This is a genomic window from Agrobacterium sp. (assembly GCF_032092815.1).
Lineage (GTDB): Bacteria > Pseudomonadota > Alphaproteobacteria > Rhizobiales > Rhizobiaceae > Agrobacterium.
Genome location: NZ_DAMDBP010000030.1, coordinates 1 through 21,722 on the forward strand (window position 1 = coordinate 1; position 21,722 = coordinate 21,722).

The 21,722-nt window shown below is 56.4% G+C and carries 29 protein-coding genes, 2 tRNA genes, 1 pseudogene and 1 riboswitch; of the genes and pseudogenes, 12 read left to right on the plus strand and 20 right to left on the minus strand.

What is annotated here, in order from left to right; all coding sequences use genetic code 11:
• Nucleotides 1-457 precede the first annotated feature (457 nt).
• Nucleotides 458-694 carry a hypothetical protein gene (locus RT613_RS16490; protein WP_313617062.1) on the plus strand — a complete coding sequence of 79 codons (237 nt, stop codon included), beginning with the start codon at nucleotides 458-460 and terminating at the stop codon, nucleotides 692-694.
• 94 nt (nucleotides 695-788) lie between these two features.
• Here RT613_RS16490 and RT613_RS16495 read toward each other — a convergent pair whose 3' ends face one another.
• Both RT613_RS16495 and RT613_RS16500 read right to left on the minus strand, forming a co-directional pair.
• Nucleotides 789-1,355, minus strand: a complete 567-nt coding sequence (locus tag RT613_RS16495) for a manganese efflux pump MntP family protein (protein WP_313617063.1) — start codon at nucleotides 1,353-1,355, stop codon at nucleotides 789-791.
• Between the two features lie 87 nt (nucleotides 1,356-1,442).
• A riboswitch (yybP-ykoY riboswitch) is annotated at nucleotides 1,443-1,541 on the minus strand.
• A gap of 201 nt (nucleotides 1,542-1,742) precedes the next feature.
• Nucleotides 1,743-2,366 carry a LysE family translocator gene (locus RT613_RS16500; protein WP_313617064.1) on the minus strand — a complete coding sequence of 208 codons (624 nt, stop codon included), beginning with the start codon at nucleotides 2,364-2,366 and terminating at the stop codon, nucleotides 1,743-1,745.
• A gap of 31 nt (nucleotides 2,367-2,397) precedes the next feature.
• On the opposite strand from RT613_RS16500, the pseudogene RT613_RS16505 reads away from it, so the two are divergent.
• Nucleotides 2,398-2,484: pseudogene (locus tag RT613_RS16505) on the plus strand (winged helix-turn-helix transcriptional regulator); the annotation flags it as partial.
• A 3-nt stretch (nucleotides 2,485-2,487) separates the two neighbouring features.
• A complete protein-coding gene (locus RT613_RS16510) occupies nucleotides 2,488-2,805 on the plus strand; it encodes an Lrp/AsnC family transcriptional regulator (RefSeq protein WP_313617156.1) in 318 nt (105 codons plus the stop codon).
• 694 nt (nucleotides 2,806-3,499) lie between these two features.
• On the opposite strand, the gene RT613_RS16515 is transcribed toward RT613_RS16510, so the two are convergent.
• Together RT613_RS16515 and RT613_RS16520 are read right to left on the minus strand one after the other, a co-directional pair.
• Entirely contained in the window at nucleotides 3,500-3,916 is a 417-nt protein-coding gene (locus RT613_RS16515; RefSeq protein WP_313617066.1) for a hypothetical protein, read from the minus strand.
• Nucleotides 3,917-3,946: 30 nt separating this feature from the next.
• Nucleotides 3,947-4,393 (minus strand): MarR family transcriptional regulator, encoded by a 447-nt coding sequence (locus RT613_RS16520; protein ID WP_313617068.1) that lies wholly within the window; start codon nucleotides 4,391-4,393, stop codon nucleotides 3,947-3,949.
• A 74-nt stretch (nucleotides 4,394-4,467) separates the two neighbouring features.
• Here RT613_RS16520 and RT613_RS16525 point away from each other — a divergent pair, with 74 nt between their 5' ends.
• Nucleotides 4,468-4,839 carry a VOC family protein gene (locus tag RT613_RS16525; RefSeq protein ID WP_313617070.1) on the plus strand — a complete coding sequence of 124 codons (372 nt, stop codon included), beginning with the start codon at nucleotides 4,468-4,470 and terminating at the stop codon, nucleotides 4,837-4,839.
• Between the two features lie 54 nt (nucleotides 4,840-4,893).
• Here RT613_RS16525 and RT613_RS16530 read toward each other — a convergent pair whose 3' ends face one another.
• Nucleotides 4,894-5,520 carry an NAD(P)H-dependent oxidoreductase gene (locus tag RT613_RS16530; protein ID WP_313617072.1) on the minus strand — a complete coding sequence of 209 codons (627 nt, stop codon included), beginning with the start codon at nucleotides 5,518-5,520 and terminating at the stop codon, nucleotides 4,894-4,896.
• Between the two features lie 86 nt (nucleotides 5,521-5,606).
• Between RT613_RS16530 and RT613_RS16535 the strand changes: the two genes are divergently transcribed.
• A complete protein-coding gene (locus tag RT613_RS16535) occupies nucleotides 5,607-6,191 on the plus strand; it encodes a TetR/AcrR family transcriptional regulator (RefSeq protein WP_313617074.1) in 585 nt (194 codons plus the stop codon).
• Nucleotides 6,192-6,260: 69 nt separating this feature from the next.
• Here RT613_RS16535 and RT613_RS16540 read toward each other — a convergent pair whose 3' ends face one another.
• The 4 genes from RT613_RS16540 to gloA all read right to left on the minus strand — a co-directional run bounded on the left by RT613_RS16540 (nucleotide 6,261) and on the right by gloA (nucleotide 9,648).
• Nucleotides 6,261-6,668, minus strand: coding sequence for a DUF2000 family protein (locus RT613_RS16540; protein WP_313617076.1), 408 nt, complete (start codon nucleotides 6,666-6,668; stop codon nucleotides 6,261-6,263).
• A 576-nt stretch (nucleotides 6,669-7,244) separates the two neighbouring features.
• The gene (locus RT613_RS16545) at nucleotides 7,245-7,547 is read right to left on the minus strand and encodes a hypothetical protein (protein WP_313617078.1); all 303 of its coding nucleotides are present in this window, start codon (nucleotides 7,545-7,547) and stop codon (nucleotides 7,245-7,247) included.
• A 102-nt stretch (nucleotides 7,548-7,649) separates the two neighbouring features.
• Nucleotides 7,650-8,984, minus strand: coding sequence for a D-Ala-D-Ala carboxypeptidase family metallohydrolase (locus RT613_RS16550; protein ID WP_313617080.1), 1,335 nt, complete (start codon nucleotides 8,982-8,984; stop codon nucleotides 7,650-7,652).
• Nucleotides 8,985-9,207: 223 nt separating this feature from the next.
• Nucleotides 9,208-9,648: a lactoylglutathione lyase gene (gene gloA / locus RT613_RS16555; protein ID WP_313617082.1), complete on the minus strand. Its 441-nt coding sequence runs from the start codon at nucleotides 9,646-9,648 to the stop codon at nucleotides 9,208-9,210.
• 190 nt (nucleotides 9,649-9,838) lie between these two features.
• On the opposite strand from gloA, the gene RT613_RS16560 reads away from it, so the two are divergent.
• From RT613_RS16560 to RT613_RS16585, 6 genes are all read left to right on the plus strand, one after another.
• Entirely contained in the window at nucleotides 9,839-10,417 is a 579-nt protein-coding gene (locus tag RT613_RS16560) for a cold-shock protein (RefSeq protein WP_313617084.1), read from the plus strand.
• A 1-nt stretch (nucleotide 10,418) separates the two neighbouring features.
• Nucleotides 10,419-10,928, plus strand: coding sequence for a DUF192 domain-containing protein (locus tag RT613_RS16565; protein ID WP_409558839.1), 510 nt, complete (start codon nucleotides 10,419-10,421; stop codon nucleotides 10,926-10,928).
• A gap of 147 nt (nucleotides 10,929-11,075) precedes the next feature.
• Nucleotides 11,076-11,152: transfer RNA gene (locus tag RT613_RS16570), tRNA-Pro, on the plus strand.
• An 89-nt stretch (nucleotides 11,153-11,241) separates the two neighbouring features.
• Nucleotides 11,242-11,547: an ETC complex I subunit gene (locus tag RT613_RS16575; RefSeq protein ID WP_313617088.1), complete on the plus strand. Its 306-nt coding sequence runs from the start codon at nucleotides 11,242-11,244 to the stop codon at nucleotides 11,545-11,547.
• A gap of 28 nt (nucleotides 11,548-11,575) precedes the next feature.
• A tRNA-Arg gene (locus tag RT613_RS16580) sits at nucleotides 11,576-11,652 on the plus strand.
• Between the two features lie 557 nt (nucleotides 11,653-12,209).
• A complete protein-coding gene (locus RT613_RS16585; RefSeq protein WP_313617090.1) occupies nucleotides 12,210-13,061 on the plus strand; it encodes a hypothetical protein in 852 nt (283 codons plus the stop codon).
• Between the two features lie 33 nt (nucleotides 13,062-13,094).
• Here the strand turns inward: RT613_RS16585 and RT613_RS16590 are convergent, their stop codons facing one another.
• From RT613_RS16590 to RT613_RS16620, 7 genes are all read right to left on the minus strand, one after another.
• Entirely contained in the window at nucleotides 13,095-13,604 is a 510-nt protein-coding gene (locus RT613_RS16590; protein WP_313617092.1) for a hypothetical protein, read from the minus strand.
• Entirely contained in the window at nucleotides 13,601-14,098 is a 498-nt protein-coding gene (locus tag RT613_RS16595) for an HD domain-containing protein (protein WP_313617093.1), read from the minus strand. Before RT613_RS16595 ends, RT613_RS16590 begins: the two co-directional genes overlap by 4 nt.
• Before the next feature lie 145 nt (nucleotides 14,099-14,243).
• Nucleotides 14,244-14,876 carry a LysE family translocator gene (locus RT613_RS16600; protein ID WP_313617094.1) on the minus strand — a complete coding sequence of 211 codons (633 nt, stop codon included), beginning with the start codon at nucleotides 14,874-14,876 and terminating at the stop codon, nucleotides 14,244-14,246.
• 198 nt (nucleotides 14,877-15,074) lie between these two features.
• On the minus strand, nucleotides 15,075-15,335 hold the full coding sequence (locus RT613_RS16605; RefSeq protein ID WP_313617095.1) for a DUF982 domain-containing protein: 261 nt from the start codon (nucleotides 15,333-15,335) through the stop codon (nucleotides 15,075-15,077).
• A gap of 165 nt (nucleotides 15,336-15,500) precedes the next feature.
• Nucleotides 15,501-16,121 carry a hypothetical protein gene (locus tag RT613_RS16610; protein ID WP_313617096.1) on the minus strand — a complete coding sequence of 207 codons (621 nt, stop codon included), beginning with the start codon at nucleotides 16,119-16,121 and terminating at the stop codon, nucleotides 15,501-15,503.
• A 15-nt stretch (nucleotides 16,122-16,136) separates the two neighbouring features.
• A complete protein-coding gene (locus tag RT613_RS16615) occupies nucleotides 16,137-16,511 on the minus strand; it encodes a VOC family protein (RefSeq protein WP_313617097.1) in 375 nt (124 codons plus the stop codon).
• 267 nt (nucleotides 16,512-16,778) lie between these two features.
• Complete coding sequence (locus RT613_RS16620; RefSeq protein ID WP_313617099.1) at nucleotides 16,779-17,702, minus strand: NADP-dependent oxidoreductase; 924 nt, start codon at nucleotides 17,700-17,702, stop codon at nucleotides 16,779-16,781.
• 67 nt (nucleotides 17,703-17,769) lie between these two features.
• Here RT613_RS16620 and RT613_RS16625 point away from each other — a divergent pair, with 67 nt between their 5' ends.
• Complete coding sequence (locus RT613_RS16625; RefSeq protein WP_313617101.1) at nucleotides 17,770-18,579, plus strand: helix-turn-helix transcriptional regulator; 810 nt, start codon at nucleotides 17,770-17,772, stop codon at nucleotides 18,577-18,579.
• A gap of 134 nt (nucleotides 18,580-18,713) precedes the next feature.
• On the opposite strand, the gene RT613_RS16630 is transcribed toward RT613_RS16625, so the two are convergent.
• The 4 genes from RT613_RS16630 to RT613_RS16645 all read right to left on the minus strand — a co-directional run.
• On the minus strand, nucleotides 18,714-18,941 hold the full coding sequence (locus RT613_RS16630; RefSeq protein ID WP_313617103.1) for a hypothetical protein: 228 nt from the start codon (nucleotides 18,939-18,941) through the stop codon (nucleotides 18,714-18,716).
• A 92-nt stretch (nucleotides 18,942-19,033) separates the two neighbouring features.
• The gene (locus tag RT613_RS16635; RefSeq protein ID WP_313617105.1) at nucleotides 19,034-19,333 is read right to left on the minus strand and encodes a hypothetical protein; all 300 of its coding nucleotides are present in this window, start codon (nucleotides 19,331-19,333) and stop codon (nucleotides 19,034-19,036) included.
• Nucleotides 19,334-19,625: 292 nt separating this feature from the next.
• Nucleotides 19,626-20,696 carry a hypothetical protein gene (locus tag RT613_RS16640; protein ID WP_313617106.1) on the minus strand — a complete coding sequence of 357 codons (1,071 nt, stop codon included), beginning with the start codon at nucleotides 20,694-20,696 and terminating at the stop codon, nucleotides 19,626-19,628.
• 463 nt (nucleotides 20,697-21,159) lie between these two features.
• Nucleotides 21,160-21,722 (minus strand): aldehyde dehydrogenase family protein (locus tag RT613_RS16645; RefSeq protein ID WP_313617107.1); only part of this gene is annotated, 563 nt, incomplete at its 5' end.

A 21,722-nucleotide genomic window follows, 5' to 3' on the forward strand; every position in this document is an offset into this window, starting at 1 on the left:
GCCCGCAACCATTTAACCACAGTTTTTACACACAGGATGCCTGTGACAAGCACGAGGCATGAGGAGAGTTTCTGGGACCCTCAGCGTCAAACAATGCTCCAAGCTAATAACAGCGCGGTTGGGAGTGACGGTTTTGGACCGAGGATCATGGGGCGGAAAATTGTTTTTTGCTTCACCAACCACTCCTCGACGTCATCCTCGCCCCTGTGGCGAGGATCTACCAAGCCAGCCAGTCGTGTTAGTTTCGTTTGACGAGATGTGGTTAGATACTTGGGACAAGCCCGTTCATCACGGCAGGAAGGCACGCAGGCGCTGGTTACAATCATCTCGACAGCAAGACCGTCACTCACACTCTATCGCATTCCTACACTAAGCCAACTCAAATTTCGCTATTGCAACTCATTCGCAGAAGTGTCAGTCTGTCCGTAACAGCGATATGCTGTTTGCAGGTGTCGTCATGAAGCATAGCCTATATTCGCAGACCGGAAGCCACTGTCCCGCCAGCCACTGCACAGGCGACGGTCGAAAGGCGCGGTTGCCGTTCATGCCCACCCTGCCTTCCTCTCGCATGGTTGCTGTTCTGTCTCGCGGCGTCATCGTCGTGACATTGCTGGTTGGTTTTGCTGATGGGCGCATTCATTTTGGCGCAGAGGAAACGCCAGCGTCGTTTCCAACGCTGGCCAGCTCTCGATAACAGCTTTTCCAGTTTTGAGGAGTGTCGCGGTCAGATCGTGGCTGCTCTGCACCCGTCATCCCAGCGATCTCGGCCTAGCAGCTCACCCAACCAATCAAATGGCTGTCAGGTGCTCATAGAGGATCGATGAGCCAAGGCCGATCAGCACGATGCCGGCCGCACCTTCTGCGTAACGGCCAAAACGTTCGCCAATCAACCGGCCAACCATGATACCGCCGGAGGCGAACAGGAAGGTCGCAAGGCCAATGCCGATGGCGATGACCGCAATGTTGACATCCAGAAACGCCAGCGAAACGCCCACTGCCATGGCATCCAGGCTGGTGCCGATGGCCGTTGCCACCAGCACCAGAAACGAGGCCTTGGCCTTGTTGTCTTCGCTGTGGTCTTCACCCTTCAACGCCGAATAGAGCATGTTGAGGCCAACGGCGCCCAAAAGCGCAAAGGCCACCCAGTGGTCAATGGTTGAGATATAGGAGGCGGCGGCGACACCAGCGGCCCAGCCAATCAGCGGCGTGATGGCTTCCACAACACCAAACACGAGGCCGGTGCGCAAGGCTTCGCGCAGCGGCGGGCGACCCAGTGCCGCGCCACGGCCAACGGACACGGCAAAGGCGTCCATGGACATGCTGATGGATAGCAGGATGATTGCCATGAGCGACATGATGAACCTCGTAAACATCGGGGCGGACGTGAAACGGAGCGTCACCTGCCTGTCCGATAAAGGCAGATAGTCGCGCCGGTCTCGTTGAGCCAAACAGATTGGCTGAGTACGCCACGTGCTGCTGCACGAGTATGTTGACGCACTCCCGCTGAACACCAGCGGTGACTACTCCCCGATGGCCGAGGGTTTAAAAAACCGGCACTGAGATGTCAAGAAAAACGCTGTGAATATTTTGCGAAATCTCTCTAGATAACAATGACTTGCAACTGCAAATATAAAGCGCTTTCTGCAGTTCGGAAGCATTCTCAAAAACAGGCGTTTTATCCTTTGCTGCAGTTGGTGCGGCAGGCATTGCTTGCCGCAAGATCTGCCGCGCCAAAGGTTCTTTTACAGTGAAAACTGCATGCCCTGCTCGATGATCAGCACCAGCGCAATGAGGATCATGGCGGCGCCTGAGGTGCGGCCAATCAGCCGGGCAAGTTGCGGGCGGGTGCGCAGCACGGCACGCGAGCTTGCCGACACGGCGGTGTAGATGACGGCACAATTGAGGATGTGCGCAACGCCAAGTGCAGCGATCTGGCCATAGACCGGCCAGGATGATGTCTGGCTGGTGAATTGTGGCAGGATGGCCAGAAACAGCAACAGCGCCTTGGGGTTTGCGCCGCTGACGCCAAAACCGCGAATGAGCCAGTTTGACCAGGCGGTGGCTTCTGCATCGGCTGCTTCCGGCACCGGTGGATTGAGGAACACACCAATGCCGAGATACATCAGGTAGCTGGCGCCAACCAGCGTCAGTGCCGTCAGCATGACGGGAATGCTGGCCACAATGGCGCCCACCCCGGCGGCAACCACCGATGTGATGGCCACATAACCCAGCAACATGCCGCTGACGGCAGGTGCAATGGCGCGGTTGCGCATGCCGGCCGAAATCGCATAGGCCCAATCGGCACCTGGTGTCAGCACGAGTGTTAAGGACAGCGCCCAGAAAGCGACGAGCAGACCCATTTCCATCTGATGATTTTCTCCATGATTACAGAAGGATGGGCGCATATCTGCTACGGAACTGGCAGAGCGCGTCGGCCTCAGCCTGTCGCCGTGCCACCGCCGTTTGCGGGCGCTGGAAGAAGCCGGTGTGATTACCGACTACCGCGCCACGATCGATCCGCTGAAACTGGGCATCGGTTTTTCGTCCATTGTCTATGTCACATTGCGCGAGGCCAGCCAGGGCAGCGTTCTGGCCTTTGAGGCGGCGCTGTTGAAAGTGCCGGAAATTGTGCAGGCGCAGCGTCTGTTCGGTGAGCCGGATTACATGCTGCATGTGGTGGCCAAGGATCTGGCGGCGTTTCAGCGGCTTTATGACAACAGCCTGCTGGCCCTGCCGCATGTCATGCGGCTCAACTCCACACTGGTGATGAAAAACGTCATCCCCAGCCGGCCGTTTCCGATTTAGAGTGAAGGCGATTGGTCGCGTGCCTGGCACCATCGCTAAAGCCGTTCTGCGTCGTCATATCAGGGAAAAGCCCGAGGAAAACGGCGGAGAGGGAGGCGAGGTTCGCAGCAAAACCCCTCACCTGAAAAATTGATCACTTAGCAAGCTAAGATGATGATTTTTCTTCCTCTCCCACAAGGGTAGAGGTACGGGCGCCAGCCGCGCTGCCCCACCCTTGAGGCTATCGTATGTGGCTCGGTGGGTGCCCACCCGCCCCTCACCCCTGTCCTCGGGCTTGCCCGAGGGATGTCACAGGGGTCCAGGCCAGCCCAAGTCCTTGGGCCGAAAGGACGTCTTTTGTCGCGCAGACGCGCTCCGCTGGATCCCCGGGTCACGCCCGAGGATGAGGGAGGTTGCGGGATACGCTTTTCGTTCCTCGCATGGTTTTCGCAGCCGGTTTGAAGGGGCACATCCCTCTCCGTCGTCATATCTGGGCTTGTCCCGAGAATCCAATCACGTCGCGATTTTGGTGAATGGCTTGGATCCTCGCCACAAGGGCGAGGATGACGTGGATAGGTTGGTTTTCAGTGGCTATCGACTTTCCAATATGAATGCCGCACCGCTCTCGAAATGAACGAGGCGTTGGAGAATGGGCAATGTCATCAACTCCAAACTCCCCTCGCCTGCACCATTCTTACTGCGCCTTAGGAAACAGTCAGTAAAAATGCACTTTGGACAGGTCAATCTCGTAGGGGCTGGTGCAAATGGCGCGGCCGTTCTCTTTGTAAATATCGAGTTTTGACAGGCGACCGTTGCTGACATGCAGTGCCAGCCTTACCAAGGCAGCAACCTGAAACAGGCCCGTGTGGCCCGGCTCCTGATCGTCGTAAAAACCTTCAACCACGATCCTGTCATTGCTATCCGCTGGCGGAGCATCGTTGTTATCGACATCAGCCAGAGGTCCGTTTGTGCGAAGCATCAGGCCGACACCTTGGCCGATCGACATGGCTTGCAATGATGCCAATTGTGCAACGATCTGGGCTTTTCCCCTGAAGTCACCGCGCAACAAATGCATGATCAGCGCGTGTTCAGTTGATGTCGGGTCTCTCCAGCATTTATCTTCCTCACCCATCGCCCGCCCTTCCCTCTTCGCAACACCACATCACCGCATCGCCTCGGCAATGCGCAGCAGGGCGGCGTAGATGATATCAGGCTCATCCGGCGCCACGGCGTTGCGTACCTGCTGTTCGGCATTGGCGGCAATCTCGTGGGCGGCGCGCACCGCCTGCCGCCCTTCTGCTGTCAGCCCGGTGGTCAATATGCGGCCATTGTCCGGATGCGCTTCTCGTTTTATGAGCCCCGCCTTTTCCAGTGTCACGATGATGGCCTGCATGGTTTGTGGTGTCACGAAGGCGCGGCGGGCCAGTTCGGCATTGGACAGGCCGTTGTTTTTTTCGAGCCCTGCCAGAACGGAATATTGCGGTGTCGTCAGCCCAATGTCGCGCAGCGCCGTATCAAGCCGGCCGCGCAACGCCTGCTGGGCGCGTTTCAAGGCGTAACCAAGCGAACGATAGGTGTCATCAACCGGCGGATCAATCAGGCTGGACATATCAGGGTCCTTATATTAATTCATATATCAGCACCCTGATAATACCGGGTCGTCTACTAAAAGGAAAGATAGAGATGCCGAAACTGATTGGACCTGATTTCATTGGCATCCAGACGAAGGATCTGGATGGCGCCCTCACCTTTTACCGGGATGTGGTGGGGCTGACGCCAGCACCAATTGCGCCTCCGGGGGCGGTGGTGTTTGACACCAAGCCGATACCCTTTGCAGTGCGCACGCCGATTGAGCCATTTGATGATGGCCAGAAACTGGGTGTTGGCATTGCCCTCTGGTTCGGTTGTGATGATGCCGATGCTTTGCACGCGCATCTGCTGGCCAAGGGCGTGACAATTGGTTTTGCACCAAAGGATGGGCCGTTCGGGCGGTATTTCGCCTTTGTCGACCCGTTTGGTTACACGATCACCGCGCATACGGTTTTGCCGATGTGAACTGAACGGTAACGATGCGCCCATCGACGGAGATGGGCGCACCGAGAACGTTTCTTACGCCTCGACGGTGTCTTTTTTCGCAAGGGATTGCTGGTGGGCGCTGGCAATGTCGCTGCCGATTTCGAAAGCCCTGGTAAGGCCTGCTTGCGATGAGGCCGCATCCAGCGGCAGGATCAGTTCCGTGCCGATCACCCGGGCACCGATGTAGCCGAAAATGCCCTGATCGATCTGGGTTTTCATGGCGTCTGAATATCCGCGACGCTGATAGGTGCGCTCGGTTGCGCCGCCAATTGCAATGGTCTGCACCGACAGTCGGTTCAGCAGACGGATGGTGTCCTTGCCGCTTTCGTCGAAATAGGCCCAACCTTGCGTAAACACCCGGTCGATCCAACCTTTCATCACCGCGGGCATCGACCACCAGAACACCGGGTAAATCAGAACAAGTGCATCGGCGCGATCGACCCGCGCCTGTTCGGCCAAAACATCATCCGGCGGCGTGGCATTTTCGCGAAACACGGCGTAGTCGGCGGTGTTGAAGGTTGCGTCGAAGCCGCTGGTTGCGAGATCAAGCCGTTCAAATGTGTGATCAGGAGTGGCCTTGATGCCGGATATCACTTCGCGGGTGACTGCATGGGTATAAGAATTGGCTTCCGGTTGTGCCGTGACAATGAGGGAGTGCATGGGGTAACCTTGTTGTATGAGTTGAATCGAGTGGGGACTCGCTATATACTCATAGTAGGTTACTGTTGGTAGGTTAATTGTCAAGCATGCAGGATAAGGTGTCACCCCGTCAGAGATTGTCACGCGATGAGCGGCATAAGCAGCTTATTGAAACGGCACGGCATCTGGTGTTGCAGGCCGGAACTGACAGCCTGACGCTGGGGCGTCTGGCGGAAGAAGCCGGCGTGTCCAAACCTGTGGTCTATGATCATTTCGAGACGCGCAACGCGCTGCTGGCGGCGCTGTACCGCGATTATGATATTCGCCAGTCGGAATTGATGGACACTGGCCTCTCCACCTGCCCCGCCACCCTGGCCGACCGCGCCAGCGTCATTGCCAATGCCTATATTGATTGTGTGCTGACGCAGGGTCAGGAAATTCCAGGCGTTGCCGCAGCACTTGTCGGTTCGCCTGAGATGGAGGCGGTGATCCGCAGTTACCAAACCCGCTTTATCGCAAAGTGCCGGGAGGCCTTGGCACCCTATAGCGACGACGGTTGCATTCCCCTTGCCGCCCTATGGGGCATGATGGGCGCAGCGGACGCGCTTTCCACGGCAACGGCTTACGGTGAAATTTCCAAACAACAGGCCCTTGATGAGTTGCGCCACACGATCATGGCAATGATCCGGTAAACACACGATCCGGCCTGAGCCTGCTCCAGCTCCAGCTCGAAAAACATGTCCCGCAGCGCGGTGCCCTCATCAGGCGTGCATTTTCGCACCCTTGGCAATCTTGTCGACCAGCTTCTTGTCTGCCCGCAGCGCAATGCCCACCAGTTTTGCCGTGTCCGGTGCAAATTGTGCAAACACCTGCCGGTTCGCCTCGTCATGGCCGGTGGCAAACATCTCCTCAATATAGGCTGATACGGTGACCTGCCGCTCGACCGCTCGGTTGTTGATCTTGCGTATGGTGTCCTGATCGGCCGACAGTACAACAACCGGCTGTCTGCTCAGCGGGTTATAGGCGTTTCCGGCCGCATCCCGGTAGGTCTCGCCAATGATCTCGGGCGACTGCGCAACAATGCCACTGGTCAGAAAGGCCGTGACATTCAGCTTCTGCCAGGTGGCGAGATCATCGCGGATGATGATGGCGATCTTGGTATCGAACATGGGCATGCACTCCGTCTCTGCTGGTGTTGAGATCAGGTGCTACGCCATTGGCGGTGCTGGGTCTTGAACGTTCGTGCAAGGGTTTTGGTGGCATTCCCCTCTCCGTCTTCATTCTCAGCGTTGTCGCGAGAATCCAATCACGTCGCGATTGTGGTGGAGGGTTTAGATCCTCGCCTCAAGGGCGAGGATGACGTGGAGAGGTTGTTTGCCTAACAGCGATCGGAGTTCGTGGGACGTGTATTTGCCAGAATTGATTTGGCGGCGATTGCGGCTGCCTTACCGTGACAGTGAATGCGGCGTCACTGATTGGACACTGCCACCAACCCCTCTTTCCTGTCCTCGGGCTTGCCCGAGGGATGTCACAGGAATCCAGATCAGCCCAAGTCTTTGGGCTGAAAAGACTCTTTCGTCGCGCAGACGCGCTCCACTGGATCCCCGGGTCAAGCCCGAGGATGAGGGAGGTAGTGGGATGCGCCTCTACCCGAATTGTTTGGCGGCGACTGCGGCTGGCTCAACGCGAAAATGAATGAGGCGTGAGAGAGTGGATACTGCCAGCAACTCCGAACTGCCTCGTCCTTATGCTTCTGTTTGTATCTGGATATCTGTGGGGATCGAAGGCCGGAATTTCATGATCAGTTTTGGGCCGTCGTAGAGGTCTATTTCCGTGCAGGGCTCTTCAAATTGCACAAGCCTTCTAAAGTGCAAGTGAGCCGGTTGGGGTGTCTTTGTGATGACGCCATCGGGGGCTTGCAGCACCACTTCGCACATGGTGCAACCACCAACGACCGAAGCCGAAGGCCGCAGTTTGTTGTGGTAGTCCCAAGGCGTTTCATCTAGTCGAAACACGCTGCCGGATATTTTCATAGCAACAAGACGCATCAACCCCTCATCGACACTTTGCAGCCCGACTGTAACAAACCACCCCAAAAACAAAAGAGCGGGTAAACCCGCCCTTTCTCACCTTCACGTCATACCAGTCGATCAGCCCTTTTTGGCTGTGGCTGTCGTTCTGCGGCAGCGCCAGTTCCAGTCGCGGGCCTCGCCAATGTCCATGTGCACGGATTCGGTGTGGCAGTAGGTGCCAACGCCGCCACGGTTTGGCAGCGAGCGCAGATAGGTGGCCAGTTCCCATTTGGAAACGCCCTTGATCTGCACATCGGCGGCTTCGCAGGTGTGGTGTTTGGAACCCCGGCGCACGCCACCCTTGGGTGGGCGGTAGCCTGAGGTTACGATGGCTGGCCGCTTGTAATGGTTTTCAACCGTCCTGATCATCTGCACCAGTTCAGGCTTGAAGCAGCCAACATTGACCTTTTCGGTCTGCAGCACCAAGCCGTTGGGCGCAACGCGCGTCAGGCCGGAAAGCGAGGCAAGCTTGGCAAGGCCAGCCGGTGCATCGTCTTGCTCAAGGTGTTCGTCGTCAAACTCATCACCCATGGTCGCACGGCCCTGCAGCGCAATGCCCATTTGCGAAATATCCGTGGCGCTGTCTGTTGGCAGCTGCGCCACTTCAACCCCGGCCTGATCGTCCGCTGGTTCATTGCCAGCCGTCTTGCCCGAGCGCTTTTTGGCGGCACCGGCAAAAAAGGCTGCCAATGTCATGCCGGATTTGCCTGACGGTGTCTCATCGGTTTTTGCAGTGGTCGAGGCCGCCACCGGTGGCATTGGTGCTGCGATCTGCGGTGTGGCAACTGGTGCGGCGGGTTGGGCTGTCGTTGGTGCCCTGGCAGCAGCGGCTGCACTCATGGCGGCGGCCTGCGCCTGCAAGGTCTGTGGCTGCACTTCTGCGATCGGCGGTTTTGGCTGGGCCGGTGCCGAATATACGCTGGAAAGCGCCGGGTTTACCCCCGGTACCGGCACATAGGCGGCGTCTGGCACGCTGCCTGTTGCTTCGCCCGCCACCGGCATGTCCTGAACCGGTGCCGCGTTATTGGCAAAAATGCTGGTATTGCCGGCAGAAATGGAAGTGGACTGGTGAACGGCTGCGGCCAGATCCGGCTTGGCCTCACCCATCTGCTGGGCTTCGGCCACATGCGGTTCCTGGCCCTGCTGGCCAACCTGTCCCGCCTGGGTTTGGCTGGCCGATACCATGGATGGGTCCACATAACCGCCATTGGTGGATGGTGCTGTGGCCTTGCCGTCAGCGGCAGTGTTCTCTGCAGAGGCTGTCTGCGTGGAATTGGCGGTGGGTGAAAGCGAGGCCGTATCGCCATCATCCGTGACCGCGGAAACGCATCCGGACAAGGCAAGAAGTGACACCGCCACCAGCAGACGCTGGCGCCATGCGGACGTCATTTTTCCTGCTTCAACCATGGGCATGAGACCTCCGCTCAGTTCGTTTTTTCTGCCCAACCTCACCTTACGGTGATATTCGGCATAGCTAACTATCTGCCTGAAAAGGCCTTTTTGATTCGGCGGCACTATGCCCCCCATGCGTCTGTAACGCAAGATAGGGATTGTGGACCATAAGAACCGCCGAAACCACGTCGTCCTCCGGCGCCTGGAAATGCCGGAAAGTCTGCTCTATGCGGAGATCAGAAAATTACCAGCTGCCGGTGTTCTGCATAGATATCCATGGTTCTGCTGGTGCCAGGCTTGCGCCTTTTTGCAAAATCTCGATGGAAATGCCGTCTGGCGAACGCACGAATGCCATGTGGCCGTCGCGTGGCGGGCGGTTGATGGTGACGCCAGCATCCTGCAGTTTCTGGCAGGTGTCATAGATATTGTCGACTTCATAGGCCAGATGGCCGAAATTGCGGCCGCCCTGGTAATCCTCGGTATCCCAGTTATAGGTCAGCTCAAGGCATGGTGCCTTTTCTTCCTTCGCCACAGTCACGTCGTCGCGTGCGGCAAGAAACACCAAGGTAAAACGGCCCTTCTCATTCTCAATTCTGCGTATCTCTTCCAGACCGAAGATTGTGCAGTAGAAGTTCAGCGACTGATCCAAATCACGGACACGCACCATTGTGTGCAAATATCGCATTTTGTTTCCTCCTTTGTTGGGGTACCTTGCAAGACATGCGTCGAAAGTCAGCTTTGGGCAAGCCCGGGCCTGTAGAAAGCTATGGGTAATTTCCAAACTGGGCTTGCGTAAAACCGTTACCAAGATGTTAATCTAGCCCGCAGGAATCAGTTAACCGTAGTATGGCGCGTAATCGAGGGGTTGGCAGGATATGACGAACAGGGTTTCATCGAATAGCGTATTAGATTTCGAAGACCTTTCGAGCGATCCGGTTGAGCTGACCGAAATCACCGGCGTTGTAAAATGGTTCGACGTTGCCAAGGGTTTTGGTTTCATCGTGCCTGACAATGGCATGCAGGACGTGCTGCTTCACGTGTCGTGCCTGCGCCGCGACGGTTACCAGACCATTCTTGAAGGCACACGCATTGTTGCGCTTATCCAGCGCGGCGGTCGCGGTTTTCAGGCCTTCCGCATTCTTTCCATGGATCAGTCCACGGCCGTGCACCCTTCGCAGATGCCGCCAGTGCGCACCCATGTTCAGGTTACCGCCTCCAGCGGTCTGGAGCGCGCCATCGTCAAGTGGTTCAACCGCACCAAGGGCTTTGGCTTCCTGACGCGCGGTGAAGGCACGGAAGACATTTTCGTTCACATGGAAACGCTGCGCCGCTTCGGCCTTGCAGAGCTTCGCCCCGGCCAGGTTGTTCTGGTGCGTTACGGCGATGGTGACAAGGGCCTGATGGCGGCGGAGATCCATCCGGACAATCCAAGCCCCATCAACATGGCGCATTAAAATGGCGATGAATTTCGGAACTATGATGAGAAGCGTCTTTGTGGCGCTTCTTTTTTTGTTTTCAGCCACCGCATCTGTGGTCTCTATCCCTTCCGTGTCCCACGCACAGGGGTCGGAGACATTTGATCAGGAACCGCTGCTCATTCTCACTGCCAAGGGTCGCCAGCTGCGCTTTAATGTGGAACTGGCTGTTACCAACGGTCAGCGCCAGCAAGGGCTGATGTATCGCAAGACAATGGCGGATGATGCCGGCATGTTGTTTGACTTCGGCAATGTGCGCGAAGTGACCATGTGGATGCGCAACACCGTGCTGCCACTGGACATGCTGTTCATCAATCCGGATGGCAGCATTCATCACATCAACGAAAATGCCGTCCCCTACTCCGAATCCATCATCAGTTCGCGTGGGCCCATCCAATATGTGCTGGAATTGAACGCCGGAACGGCGGCAAAATTGGGAATCAGTGTTGGTGACCGTGTCACCAGCCGGAGAATTTCTTCAACGAAATGAATGGTTAAGAAGGTTTTTCGCCGGTTTTGCTGCATTTGCGAATTTGCGCACAGGTTTTTTGAAAAATAATCAGCTTTCTTGCGAAAAATGTCATTTTGGGTGTTGCGGAAACAGAATGAACGATGTATCTCCGCATCAACACAGCGACGGAGTGTAGCGCAGTCTGGTAGCGCATCTGGTTTGGGACCAGAGGGTCGGGAGTTCGAATCTCTCCACTCCGACCACTTTCTCCTCAAGGGAAAGAACTTGTTGTGTCGACGCGGATAATTTTCTTATAATCCCGTTCTTGCCTTTTGCATGGAGCAGTTTTCAAATGTCTGCAAAGATTTATCGCCCCGCAAAAACAGCAATGCAGTCCGGGAAAGCTAAAACTCACCTCTGGGTTCTCGAGTTTGATGCTGAAACACCGCGCAAGATCGATCCGATCATGGGTTACACTTCCACCACTGACATGAACCAGCAGGTCAAGCTGACGTTTGATACGCTTGAGCAGGCCGAAGCCTATGCTCAGCGCAACGGCATCGAATACCGCGTCATTCAGCCAAAGGAAGCCACCCGCAAGGCAGTCTCCTATTCTGACAATTTCCGGTTCTCGCGCACACAGCCCTGGACCCACTAATTCTACAGCATATTGTTTGTGCCATTTTGGCCCCTTAGCTCAACTGGATAGAGCAACTGCCTTCTAAGCAGTAGGTCGCAGGTTCGAGTCCTGCAGGGGTCGCCACCTCTATTGCTCTGATTTTCCAAGAAGAATTCTGGTTTTTACGCTGTGCAGGCAATAGCGCAGTTTGTAGGTTTGCGTGTCAGTTTGCAAAGTTCATTGCCAAGGCGTTCTCTTAGAACAACCTTGCGGTAAATTGAACAATCTGAACGCCAACTGCTTTCGTGACACCTAGCAGGTAGGGAGTGGAATAACCCTGATAGGTTGTTAAGGGATATTGAATCCCGGTATACGATTTGCCATATTGACTTCAATTCGGAACAGCCGCGCTTGAGGGAGCCACCTCGGCTGTTATTAAACTGGAGATCCCTCAATAAGTCTGGCGGGCGGTACGCGGTTCTTCATGGACTTCGCCCAGAGATGAAAGGAATGCGTATGCACGCTTCTTTGGTTCTCGAAGCCAGTCAGTCGAAGCAATCGTTTCGATTGAAGCTTGATCTAAAGGTCAGCTTGGCTTCAATCTTTGCGTACTTCGGTCTGTAATGCAGAAGCCTCCCCTGCTTATGCCGGGGAGGCTTTTTTTAGCACCAAGCACAGAGCAGACCGACGTGAGGCAATACGTGGAAAATGAGTTTTCGTATCGCAAACAGCTGACTTTTGAGCAGGCAGAGGGCGCAGCACCGCTGCCATCGCAGCTGGCACTTAAGGAAGTGTCTCAAGGACTAAAAGCGAAGATGTGGCAGGTGTTTCATGATTCTTTAGTTGCGGATGGCAATAGTTTCCTTAGTGGGAATTGGGAATTAGTATTGCGCGACCATCATGTTGATCGATTGAATTTGCCAATCGATGCATTTAATTCATACAAACCGACGGTCATACAGGAACTAAGAGAAAATCTTTTCGACGACGACTACCTGAATTTCTTTGGGTTCATTCAGTATGTGCTACGGCATCACCGATGCCCACCATATATAAAGCAAGCTGTTCCTGCGGTGCTAAAGCTACATAGAGCCGCTTACCGGGTAGTTGACGGCGACACCATCGCTCCGTTCGCAACGGAGGCAGAAGCCGCCACAGCTGACAAGGCCCTCTATGAATTGAAATCAGTCGGTATGGATGGAGCCCGAACTCACTTACGAAAGGCTATGAGCGAGCTAACTGCGGGGTCGTGGGCGGGTTCGATCAGAGAGAGCATACATGCAGTAGAATCGGTCGCAAGAACCATCGCGCCTGGAGCTAATACTCTCGGTCCCGCACTAACAGCACTCGAAAAGAATCGAGTAATTCACTCAGCGTTGAAATCTGCTTTTGGATCGATTTATGGCTTCACGAGTGATGCGGGGGGAATCCGTCACGCACTTCTGGATAAAGAAGACGCGAGTGTCGACGAAGCAGACGCAATGTTTATGCTTGGTGCGTGTTCTGCGTTTGTGACCTACCTAATCCAGAAAAAAAGATCGGCTGGGATTTGAAACACGACATGGTTCCGTTGCTGACGTGGTGTTTTAGAATGCCGCCAAGGTTCTTGCGACCTCATCATTGGTCATGGACCCAAGATCTCCACCATCGCAGGTGACATGGCGATGCGCGAAGGAAGCTAGTTTTTCGCCGCCGTCCCCACTGTCGCACACCGCGTAAATTGGCCTGTTGATTGTCCAGAGCCATTCGGCGAGCTGCTTTGGGTCGTTGGACAGTGTTGCGATGGCAGAGTAGCCGATATTGTGCAGCCGGACACAATCGAAGATGCCTTCGACGATATAGAGGGGCCGCGACCAACGCCAACTTTCCAGACCGAACACGGCATGGCGACCCGTCGATTTATAGGTGAAGTACCGGCCGCGTTGCTGATCATTTTTTCTGACCTTCTCGGCGGCCGGCCTGTATTGTTGATAACCGGACACGGCGCCGCTGAGGTCGAAAAGCAGGAATGTGGCAACCCCGGCAGGTTCGTCGATGATGACGCTGTAACGGCTGGCGTCGGTGTGACGATCCAGGAGATGTTGCGCAATGCTCATTCGCACTGCGCCGCGGCTTGCTCCCACAAGACAGGATCGCCGTCCTTCAACACGGCAAGCAGATTTTGCTTTTCGACGCGGTAGACCTGCCAGAAACCGGGATCTAGTGCCGAGATCGATTTGCTATTGTCGATCAGATCGGCAAGCTTGATGGTCTTGGCCTCTTTGGGTGCCAATGCCGTATGCTGCAGGTCAAGCGCTTTTCGCGCGGTCCTGTTGCCGTGGTAAGGCGTTGAGACATCGCTGAGATAGGCAACGAGCGTGGCAACCTTTCCGCCAAAACGTTCCTTGATCTCAGCCAGAGTGACGCCGCAATCCTCGACAGTGTCGTGTAGATATGCTGCGGCAATCATTTCCGGCGTGTGGTCAACCGTGGCGACAATGGCCGCCACGGCAATGGGATGGTTGATGTAGGGTTCACCGGTGTATTTGCGCAGCTGACCGTCATGCGCTTTCGTCGCGAACTTCAATGCATGTTTTACCAGATCATTCATGCGGCGATATCCACATCACTCAACCCTGCCTTGTCAAGGCATTGGTGATGAAAGGTTGGCGCGACTGAGCCGGAGCGCAATCCAGTATTCGGCAGATAGACTGTGCGGGGTGTCCACGCTTCAAACCGCAGGCACCCCTCTCCTGTCAGTTTCGGCTGCCCAATGCCAGGCGGCAGGCCAGACCGGCAAACACCGTGGCCAGCAGATATTGCGGCAGTTTGTTGAAACGGTGGCGACCAGCAAACCGGCTACGGATATGGCCGCTCAGCAGAATGACCGTACCGTTGACGATGAAACCGATGCCATTCAGCACCGTGGCCAGCACCAGCATCTGCAGCACAAGTGATCCAGTATCCGGCCGCACGAATTGCGGAAACAGCGCCAGAACGAACAGCGCCATTTTCGGGTTGAGAATATTCGTCGCCAGCCCTTCGCTGAAAATCCGTCGCATCGAAAAGCGTTTCAGCCCGCTTTCAGGCGAGAACGGCGTGGCCCGGGTTCGCAAGGTTTTCCAGGCAAGATAGAGGAGATAGGCACATCCTGCCCAGCGGATCACCTCATAAGCCATCGGGACCACGACCAAAAGCTGGGACAGGCCAAGTGCGGCCGCCAGTGCGTGGCAATAGGTGCCGGCGGCAATACCGGCATAGGTGAGAAAACCGGTCGCCCGCCCCTGGCTGATGCTGCGCGAGGTGATCAGCAGCATGTCGGGTCCCGGTGTTGCAGTCAGAACGACGCAAGCGGTGGCAAAAATCAACAGTGTGGAGAAATCCGGCATATCGTTTCCTTCGAGTTGGCCGGAATTCCGGTCTATCAAAACGTCTGGAAATGGCAAGCCGTGAATGGCAACAGCCAATCGATAAACTGGCGCGGTCTAAATGCAGTGTTGCCCAAAAATACAAACAGCCTCGGGCTCACTCAAGAACCAGAGGCTGCTTGTTGTTTTATAGCCGGTCTTACGGGCCGGTGCGAAACGTCAGTTCTTGCGGCTGCTGGTGGCAGTTTCCTGCGCCAGCTTTGCCTCGCAGGCGGCGGCCATAAACCGTTCGCGGGCTTCCTCGGCGGTTTTTCTGCCGTCCAGTGCGGCGCGGCAGAAACGCCGTGCCTCCACATAGGCAGGCCCGCGTGCATCGGGCCATTCATCGGTTAAGAAATGCAGTGCCGAATAAGGGCCATGCACCATCTGTGTGCCACCCGGCATTTTCACTTCAATCGGCTTCCAGGATAATGTCGGCATCTGTTCCTCCTCAAGAACAAGCCTGAAACGGGTCGGAACGATAAAAGTTCCGCTCTTGCGCAGAACTATTCTACTGTCGCGAAACGAATTCGTTAAGCCCCATCTTGTGCAGGTATGTTCTAATCTTCCAGCCTGCCTGCCTCACGCCGATGGAAATGAATGATGTCAGTTGCGGCTCATCCAGACCTGCGCAAGTTCAAAGAAGGTCATGGACGGCCGACCACCTCTGGCATCCGGCGGGCGTTCATTGTCCGTCGCACTGAAGGTCCGTCTGATGTCCAGCTGGCCTGCATTGGCCTGTTGGCAGATGATGCCTGCGGTTGTTCGATCTCCTTTGCAGATCCGTTCAACCACCCGCGTCATATGATAACGATAGGGTTCGTCTGGCGTTTCTGCCTTTATGGCCTTGTCGAGATCATAGCCGTTCCACAGGCTGCTCTCACTTTCACAGCGTATTGCAAGCGTGCGCATTTTCTCGGCAATGGCGCTGTTTTCGTCTGTTTCTGCCACCGCCATCTGGGCCAGTGCCGGTGTGTCGCAGGTGAAAACACCCCAGAAATGGAAACTTGCGGGCTGCTTCTCATTCCCGCGTATTTGAAGGATTGACCAAAGCAGCTGGTCCCAGGCCACAGGCTTTGCCCGAAACTCGATTATTCCTTTTGAGCCGTGGCGCGGATGTACCGCAAGTGCGGACCCATCAAGGCGCTTGACCAGGGTATCGCGCTTTACCGACCATCCCGAACCTTTTGCCACTGCACGCACAGCGGGATACAGACTATCTCTCATGAAAGCCAGTTTCGCTCACTTCGTGGCCTGCGTGCGAGCAGTCAGCTTGTTGCCATCGGGGTCGCGCAGGTAGGCAACGAAGACGCCGTTGGGGCGCTCAGTCGGTGGTGTTTCGATGGAGGTTCCGCCATTGGCGACACCGGCATCATGCCATGCCTGCACATGCTGTGCGGTGGCGGCAGCAATGCCGATCGTGCCTCCATTGGCCGCTGTAGCCGGTTTGCCGTCAATCGGTGTGGTTACCATTAAACGCCCACCATCATGGATATAGATCAGCCGGCCTCTTGCGTCCGTTTCGCCGGGTTTGCCGCCCAGTGCCGTGAATGTCGCGTCGTAGAAACGTCTGGCCTGTTCCAGGTCGTTGCTGCCAATCATGATGTGGGTGAACATGCGGTTTCTCCATTCGGCAACCCGGCGGATTTGGAGGGGCCAACCGAGGTCTGCGTTGTATGGTGTGTGAAAAACTGGCAAAACACTTATTTTCCAGCCTGTCGTGAAGCCGCAGAATAGTGGGTTTTGAACGGTCAGCAATAGGCGTTGGCGCCGGTATCAGGCCTGATGCCCCTGCCCTCGAGTTGTCAGCCAGCGCAACCAGAGATCCGAAACAGATACGCATGCAGCGGTAATCCACCGGTCCCGATTTGTCGGGGACGCCGTCTAGCGCTGGCCACTGACATCAAGAACGATCTTGCCACGGGTGCGCCCTACCTCCGAGAGATCAAATGCCTGTTTGATCTCGGCAAGCGGCAGCACGGTTGTAACAGTGGGCTTCAGCTTTTCGGCTTCAACCAGTTCGCGGATCGACACCAGCTGTTGTGCATTGGCTTTGCAGAAAACGCGGGCAGCGCCAACACCATATCTGTTTGCCTCATCGGAGGGGAACGCCACGGCAGTGACCAGAAAACCGCCTTTTTTCAGCGGCAGGAACGCCTTGTCAAAGGTGTCGCCACCCACCGTGTCGAACACCACGTCTATGTCCTTGGCCATGGTGTCAAAGGGTTGTTTTTTGTAGTCGATGAACTGATCTGCGCCGAGGCTGCGGATATAGTCTTCATTGCGGGCTGATCCCATGGCGGTGACATGCGCACCCTTGGCCTTGGCAAGTTGCACGGCAAGCGAACCGACACCGCCAGAACTGTTCGTTATCAACAGCTTCTGGCCGCTCTGAAGTTTGGCGAGATCAAACATCGCTTGCCATGCGGTCAGTGCGCCAAGTGGTACGGCGGCACTGTCGATGAAATCAAGATTGGCCGGTTTGTGGGCAAGGTCATCGGCCCTGGCAATGGCATAGTCTGCAAATCCGCCGGTCGGGATAATGCCATAGACGGCATCGCCCGGTTTGAAGTTGCTGACGGCATCCCCGAGCTGTTCGATGGTGCCGGCAATTTCACCGCCAAGATGAATGGGCAGCGACAGGCCCATGCGCTGGCCGAGGCCGCTACGGATTTTCCAATCGACAGGATTGACGCCTGCGGCATGGACCTTGACCAGAACCTCACTTGGCCCCGGCACCGGGCGATCAACATCGTTATAATCCACAACGTCATTATTGCCGTATTGTCTGATGACGGCCGCTTTCATGTCTCGTTCCTCATTTCGGGTGCTTGTGCCGGTGGGCTTTGCGTGCGCTCGACCTTTGATACTGGCCATGATAGACAAACGACTTGGCGATGTGACGCCAATCCGCATCGCGCAAAGGCCAAACTGGATGCACAAACCGCCCTTTACCCTGTTCCGTGGTTTCAAACAGCGTGGCATGGGCATGCCGACCCACACCCATGAAGAAGCGCAGCTGACCTTTGCCGCATCCGGCATGGTGCAGGTGTTGACGCAGGCCGGCCGCTGGCTGGTGCCGCCGCAGCTGGCCGTGTGGATACCGGCCGGTATTCCACACAGGGTCGAGGTTCTAACTGATGCCGAACTGTGGATGGTCAACTGGGAACCAGCGGTGGCCAAGGCATGGGCGCCGCCAACCCAGCTGGACCGACCGTTTACGTTGCGGGTGACACCATTGATGCAGGCGCTGCTCAACGCTGCCTTTTCCGACGCGACCGGGCCGGACAAGGTTGAGCTGGTGGCACGGCTCATGCTGCATGAACTGACCGAGACACAGCACGCCCCGACCTTCCTGCCCCTGCCCATCAGCCAGATTGGCAAACGGGTCGCGGATCTTGCCTTGGAGGACCGCCGGAATGAACTGAATATCGATGAGCTGGCGGCACGGGCGGCAACCTCGGTGCGCACGGTCAGCCGGCTTTTTCCGGAGGAAACCGGCATGACGCTGAAATCCTGGCGGCAGCGTGCCCGCATCGTGCAGGCCATGGACCAGCTGGGCCGAGGTTATGCCATTGCCCGCGTTGCCAATGAGTTCGGCTTTTCCAGCACAGCGTCCTTCTCCTGCGCCTTCCGGCAGGTCACGGCCATGACACCGACGACGTTTGTCGGTTATCCCGTCTGAACCCGATCTACATGCCGTGAGGCCAACTGACACAAGCAAATCCTCGAGCGGATTTTGTTCAAACAGAGAAAAACAAAAAGGGCGGCGCATCACATGCTCCGCCCCTTGCGCTGGAATTTTATGTTTCACTTGTTCTAGTGGCGCGCAGCGAGTTCATTGAGTGCCTTGTGCCGAGCCATTGCCTTTTGCAGCTCGTCCAAGGTTCTGTTGCCCTCGCGAAACAGGTTGATGCATATCTCCGCTGCTATGCTGACATCAGGGTCATCTTTCGGCAGCGAATAATGGTTACGCCAGGCCTCCAAAGCGGAATCGATGATTTTCAGGTCCACGGGCCTGAATGTGGTTTCGATAAAGGATGACATGGTTACTGCGACCTCCCGGGCGCAGATGCGCTTTGTCGCTGCGCGCGACTGTTCATTTTGTTGTTGTTCTGTCTGAGGCGTGGCATTGCTGTTTACCGAAGAAAACGTGCCTTTGGCGCCGAATGCGAAAAGCGGTGGCCAAGCTGGGCGGCAATCATCGGTACGGCCGTTGCGCCGGCGACACCCAATCGGAAACGGTCAACAATGCGGCCAAGCACGAAGGTGGCCGCAACGGTTGCGGCAATGCGCAGCCATGGGCGATCTTGCCCGACCGGGACGTGATTGTTGATGGTTGCAACCTGACGGCTGAGATCAGCCACCTGTTTTTGCAGCTGGTTGATTTCCTTGCGAATTTGCGCCGGGGTCAGACTTGTGGTCTTGCTGATCGTCATCAAGCTTTCCTATTTATTTGTCTTGCTTCATCTCATGCATTTGGTTTGGACCTAAGCGAAACAGCGAAAGCGGGTAGAAGTTCCACCGTTACACAACTTTAATATTGGCGGTTTTGGTGTCGGTCACCGTGGCCGTTGTCACGGGGGTGAAAGGTGAGGTTTCTACCTTTTTGACACCAAGATGCGGTGATGCGGCATGGGTTAGCCATCCATCAGCAATCAGGCATCCGCGTAAAAAATGACCCCCGGCCCAATCAAGGGCCAGGGGCGGTTTCAGCTTCAGGGGGAAGTCTTAGTTGCGGTAGCTCAGGCCACCCCAGATGCGGCCTTCGTCGCGGTGGCGGCCACCATGCACGGCGCCGATATAGGCGGCAACGGCTGCAACAAGGGCAGATGCACCCAGCAGGAAGGCAGTCAGGATACCGGTGATGCGGGCTTTTTCAGCGGCATCTGCTGCAGCAACCTTGGCGTCCTCGACGGCTTTTTCCGCCTGTGTCCGCGCTTCTTCAACCTGCTTCTGGGCTTCCTCGATCTTGGTCTGCGCTTCAGCACGCACGGCCTTGATGCGTTCGGTGGTTTCTGCCACGCGCACTTCGGCGTCGGTTGGGCTGAGGCCCGTGCGGGCAACGATCTGGTTGGTCAGCCAGATGCGGTCTGCATCGCTGATTTCACCAGACGACAGCAAAGTGCCGAGAATGCCGCTGATCTGGCGCTGGGTATAGGCCATGTTCTGGGCGTCATCCATCTGGGCAATCTGCGGATCGGTGCGCAGCAGCACATCGGTGAAATAATCAACGGGGTTGGCCTTGAAACCGCCGGGCAGCATCTGCTCCATGGTTGGTCCTGCGGCAGCACCTGCACCTTGTGCCACACCGGCAACGACGCTGCCTGCGCCTTGTGCTGCGCCACCCACGGCGGCACCGGTTGCTTCAATGGCCGTGGTGGCCACCGTGCCGGCTGCCTTGACGCCGCCAGACACAACACCAATGGCCAAGAGGCCTGAAATAATGGTGCCAATGCCCCAGACAACGAGGCCGTTCATGCCATCACGGAAGGTCAGTTCGTCACGATCTACCGTTTCACCGGTGGGGCGGCGCATGCGACCGGTGATGTAACCGCCCAGCATATAGGAGCCAACCATCGACAGGATGACGAACAGGGCGGTCAGCACCAGCCATGTGACGCTGATGTCGCCGCCATCATCTGCGGTGATCGAGCTGAGGCCAAGACCACCGGCAAAAGCGGTCAGAACGGCCATGGCGCCAGAGGCGATAACGGCACCGGCAAGGATGGCAGGCCAGTCCACATAGCTGCGAACCGGGGTGTCAACGGGCGGGGTTTCGATGACGGTTTGCTCGGCCATTAGCGCAGTCCCAGGAACGAGAGAATGAACATGACGATGACAACGAGGCCGACTAAATAGATGATAGAGTTCATAGGGTTATCTCCTCTCCTGAACGAGCCTGATCCTCCGCTGGGAAGGCGGATCGTGAACAATAGAAGTGCGAGCAATTCGCTCCCTGCCTAAACTCATGGGTCGTGAAAAAGTTTCAGCATCGGTCAAAAATGCGTGACCGCATGTCATGGGCATGGCGCCATCAACACATCAGATGAAGCAATCTCGGCAGGCTGTTGGAGGCGGATGACGACGGATCGCGCGCTGCGTTTTGCCAGCGCATGAGAGACGGCTTCAACGGTGTTGCCGTCATGGTCGAGCACAAGGGCAGCGTCATGTCAGGGGGAAAAGTTTTCCCGCGCGGCCGGGTAGGCCGCCTGTCCTTTGTGCAAAAGAAACGGGCCGGAATGACCGGCCCGCTTCTGTTGGTTTATCCCGCGAAATAACCGAAGGTGATCACCGGGTCTGCGGCGGTTTCCACCCAGATGCTCTTGGTCTGGGTATAGGCCAGAAGTGCGTCGCGACCGCTGGAGCGGCCATAACCGCTTTTGCCGAAGCCACCGAATGGCGACATGACGCTGATGGTCTTGTAACCGTTGATCCAGAAAGTGCCGGCACGCACCTGCGAGGCCACGCGGTGGGCGCGGGCCACATTCTGGGTCCACACCGCACCGGCCAAGCCGTAAGGATTGTCATTGGCGAGCGCAATTGCCTCTTCTTCGCTGTCGAATGGTGTGACGCCAACCACCGGACCAAACACTTCTTCCTTGGAGAGTGTTGCCTGTGGCGCGACATTGTCGAGAATGGTCGGGGCGAAATAATAACCACCCGTTGCTTCCAGTTCTGATGGTTTGCGGCCACCGGTCGCAAGCGTTGCACCTTCCTTGATGCCAGCTGCGACCATTTCACTGATCTTGTTCCACTGGCGCAGGTTGTTGATCGGGCCGATCTGGGTGGTATCCAGGAAGGGTTCGCCAACCGGAATACGGCGGG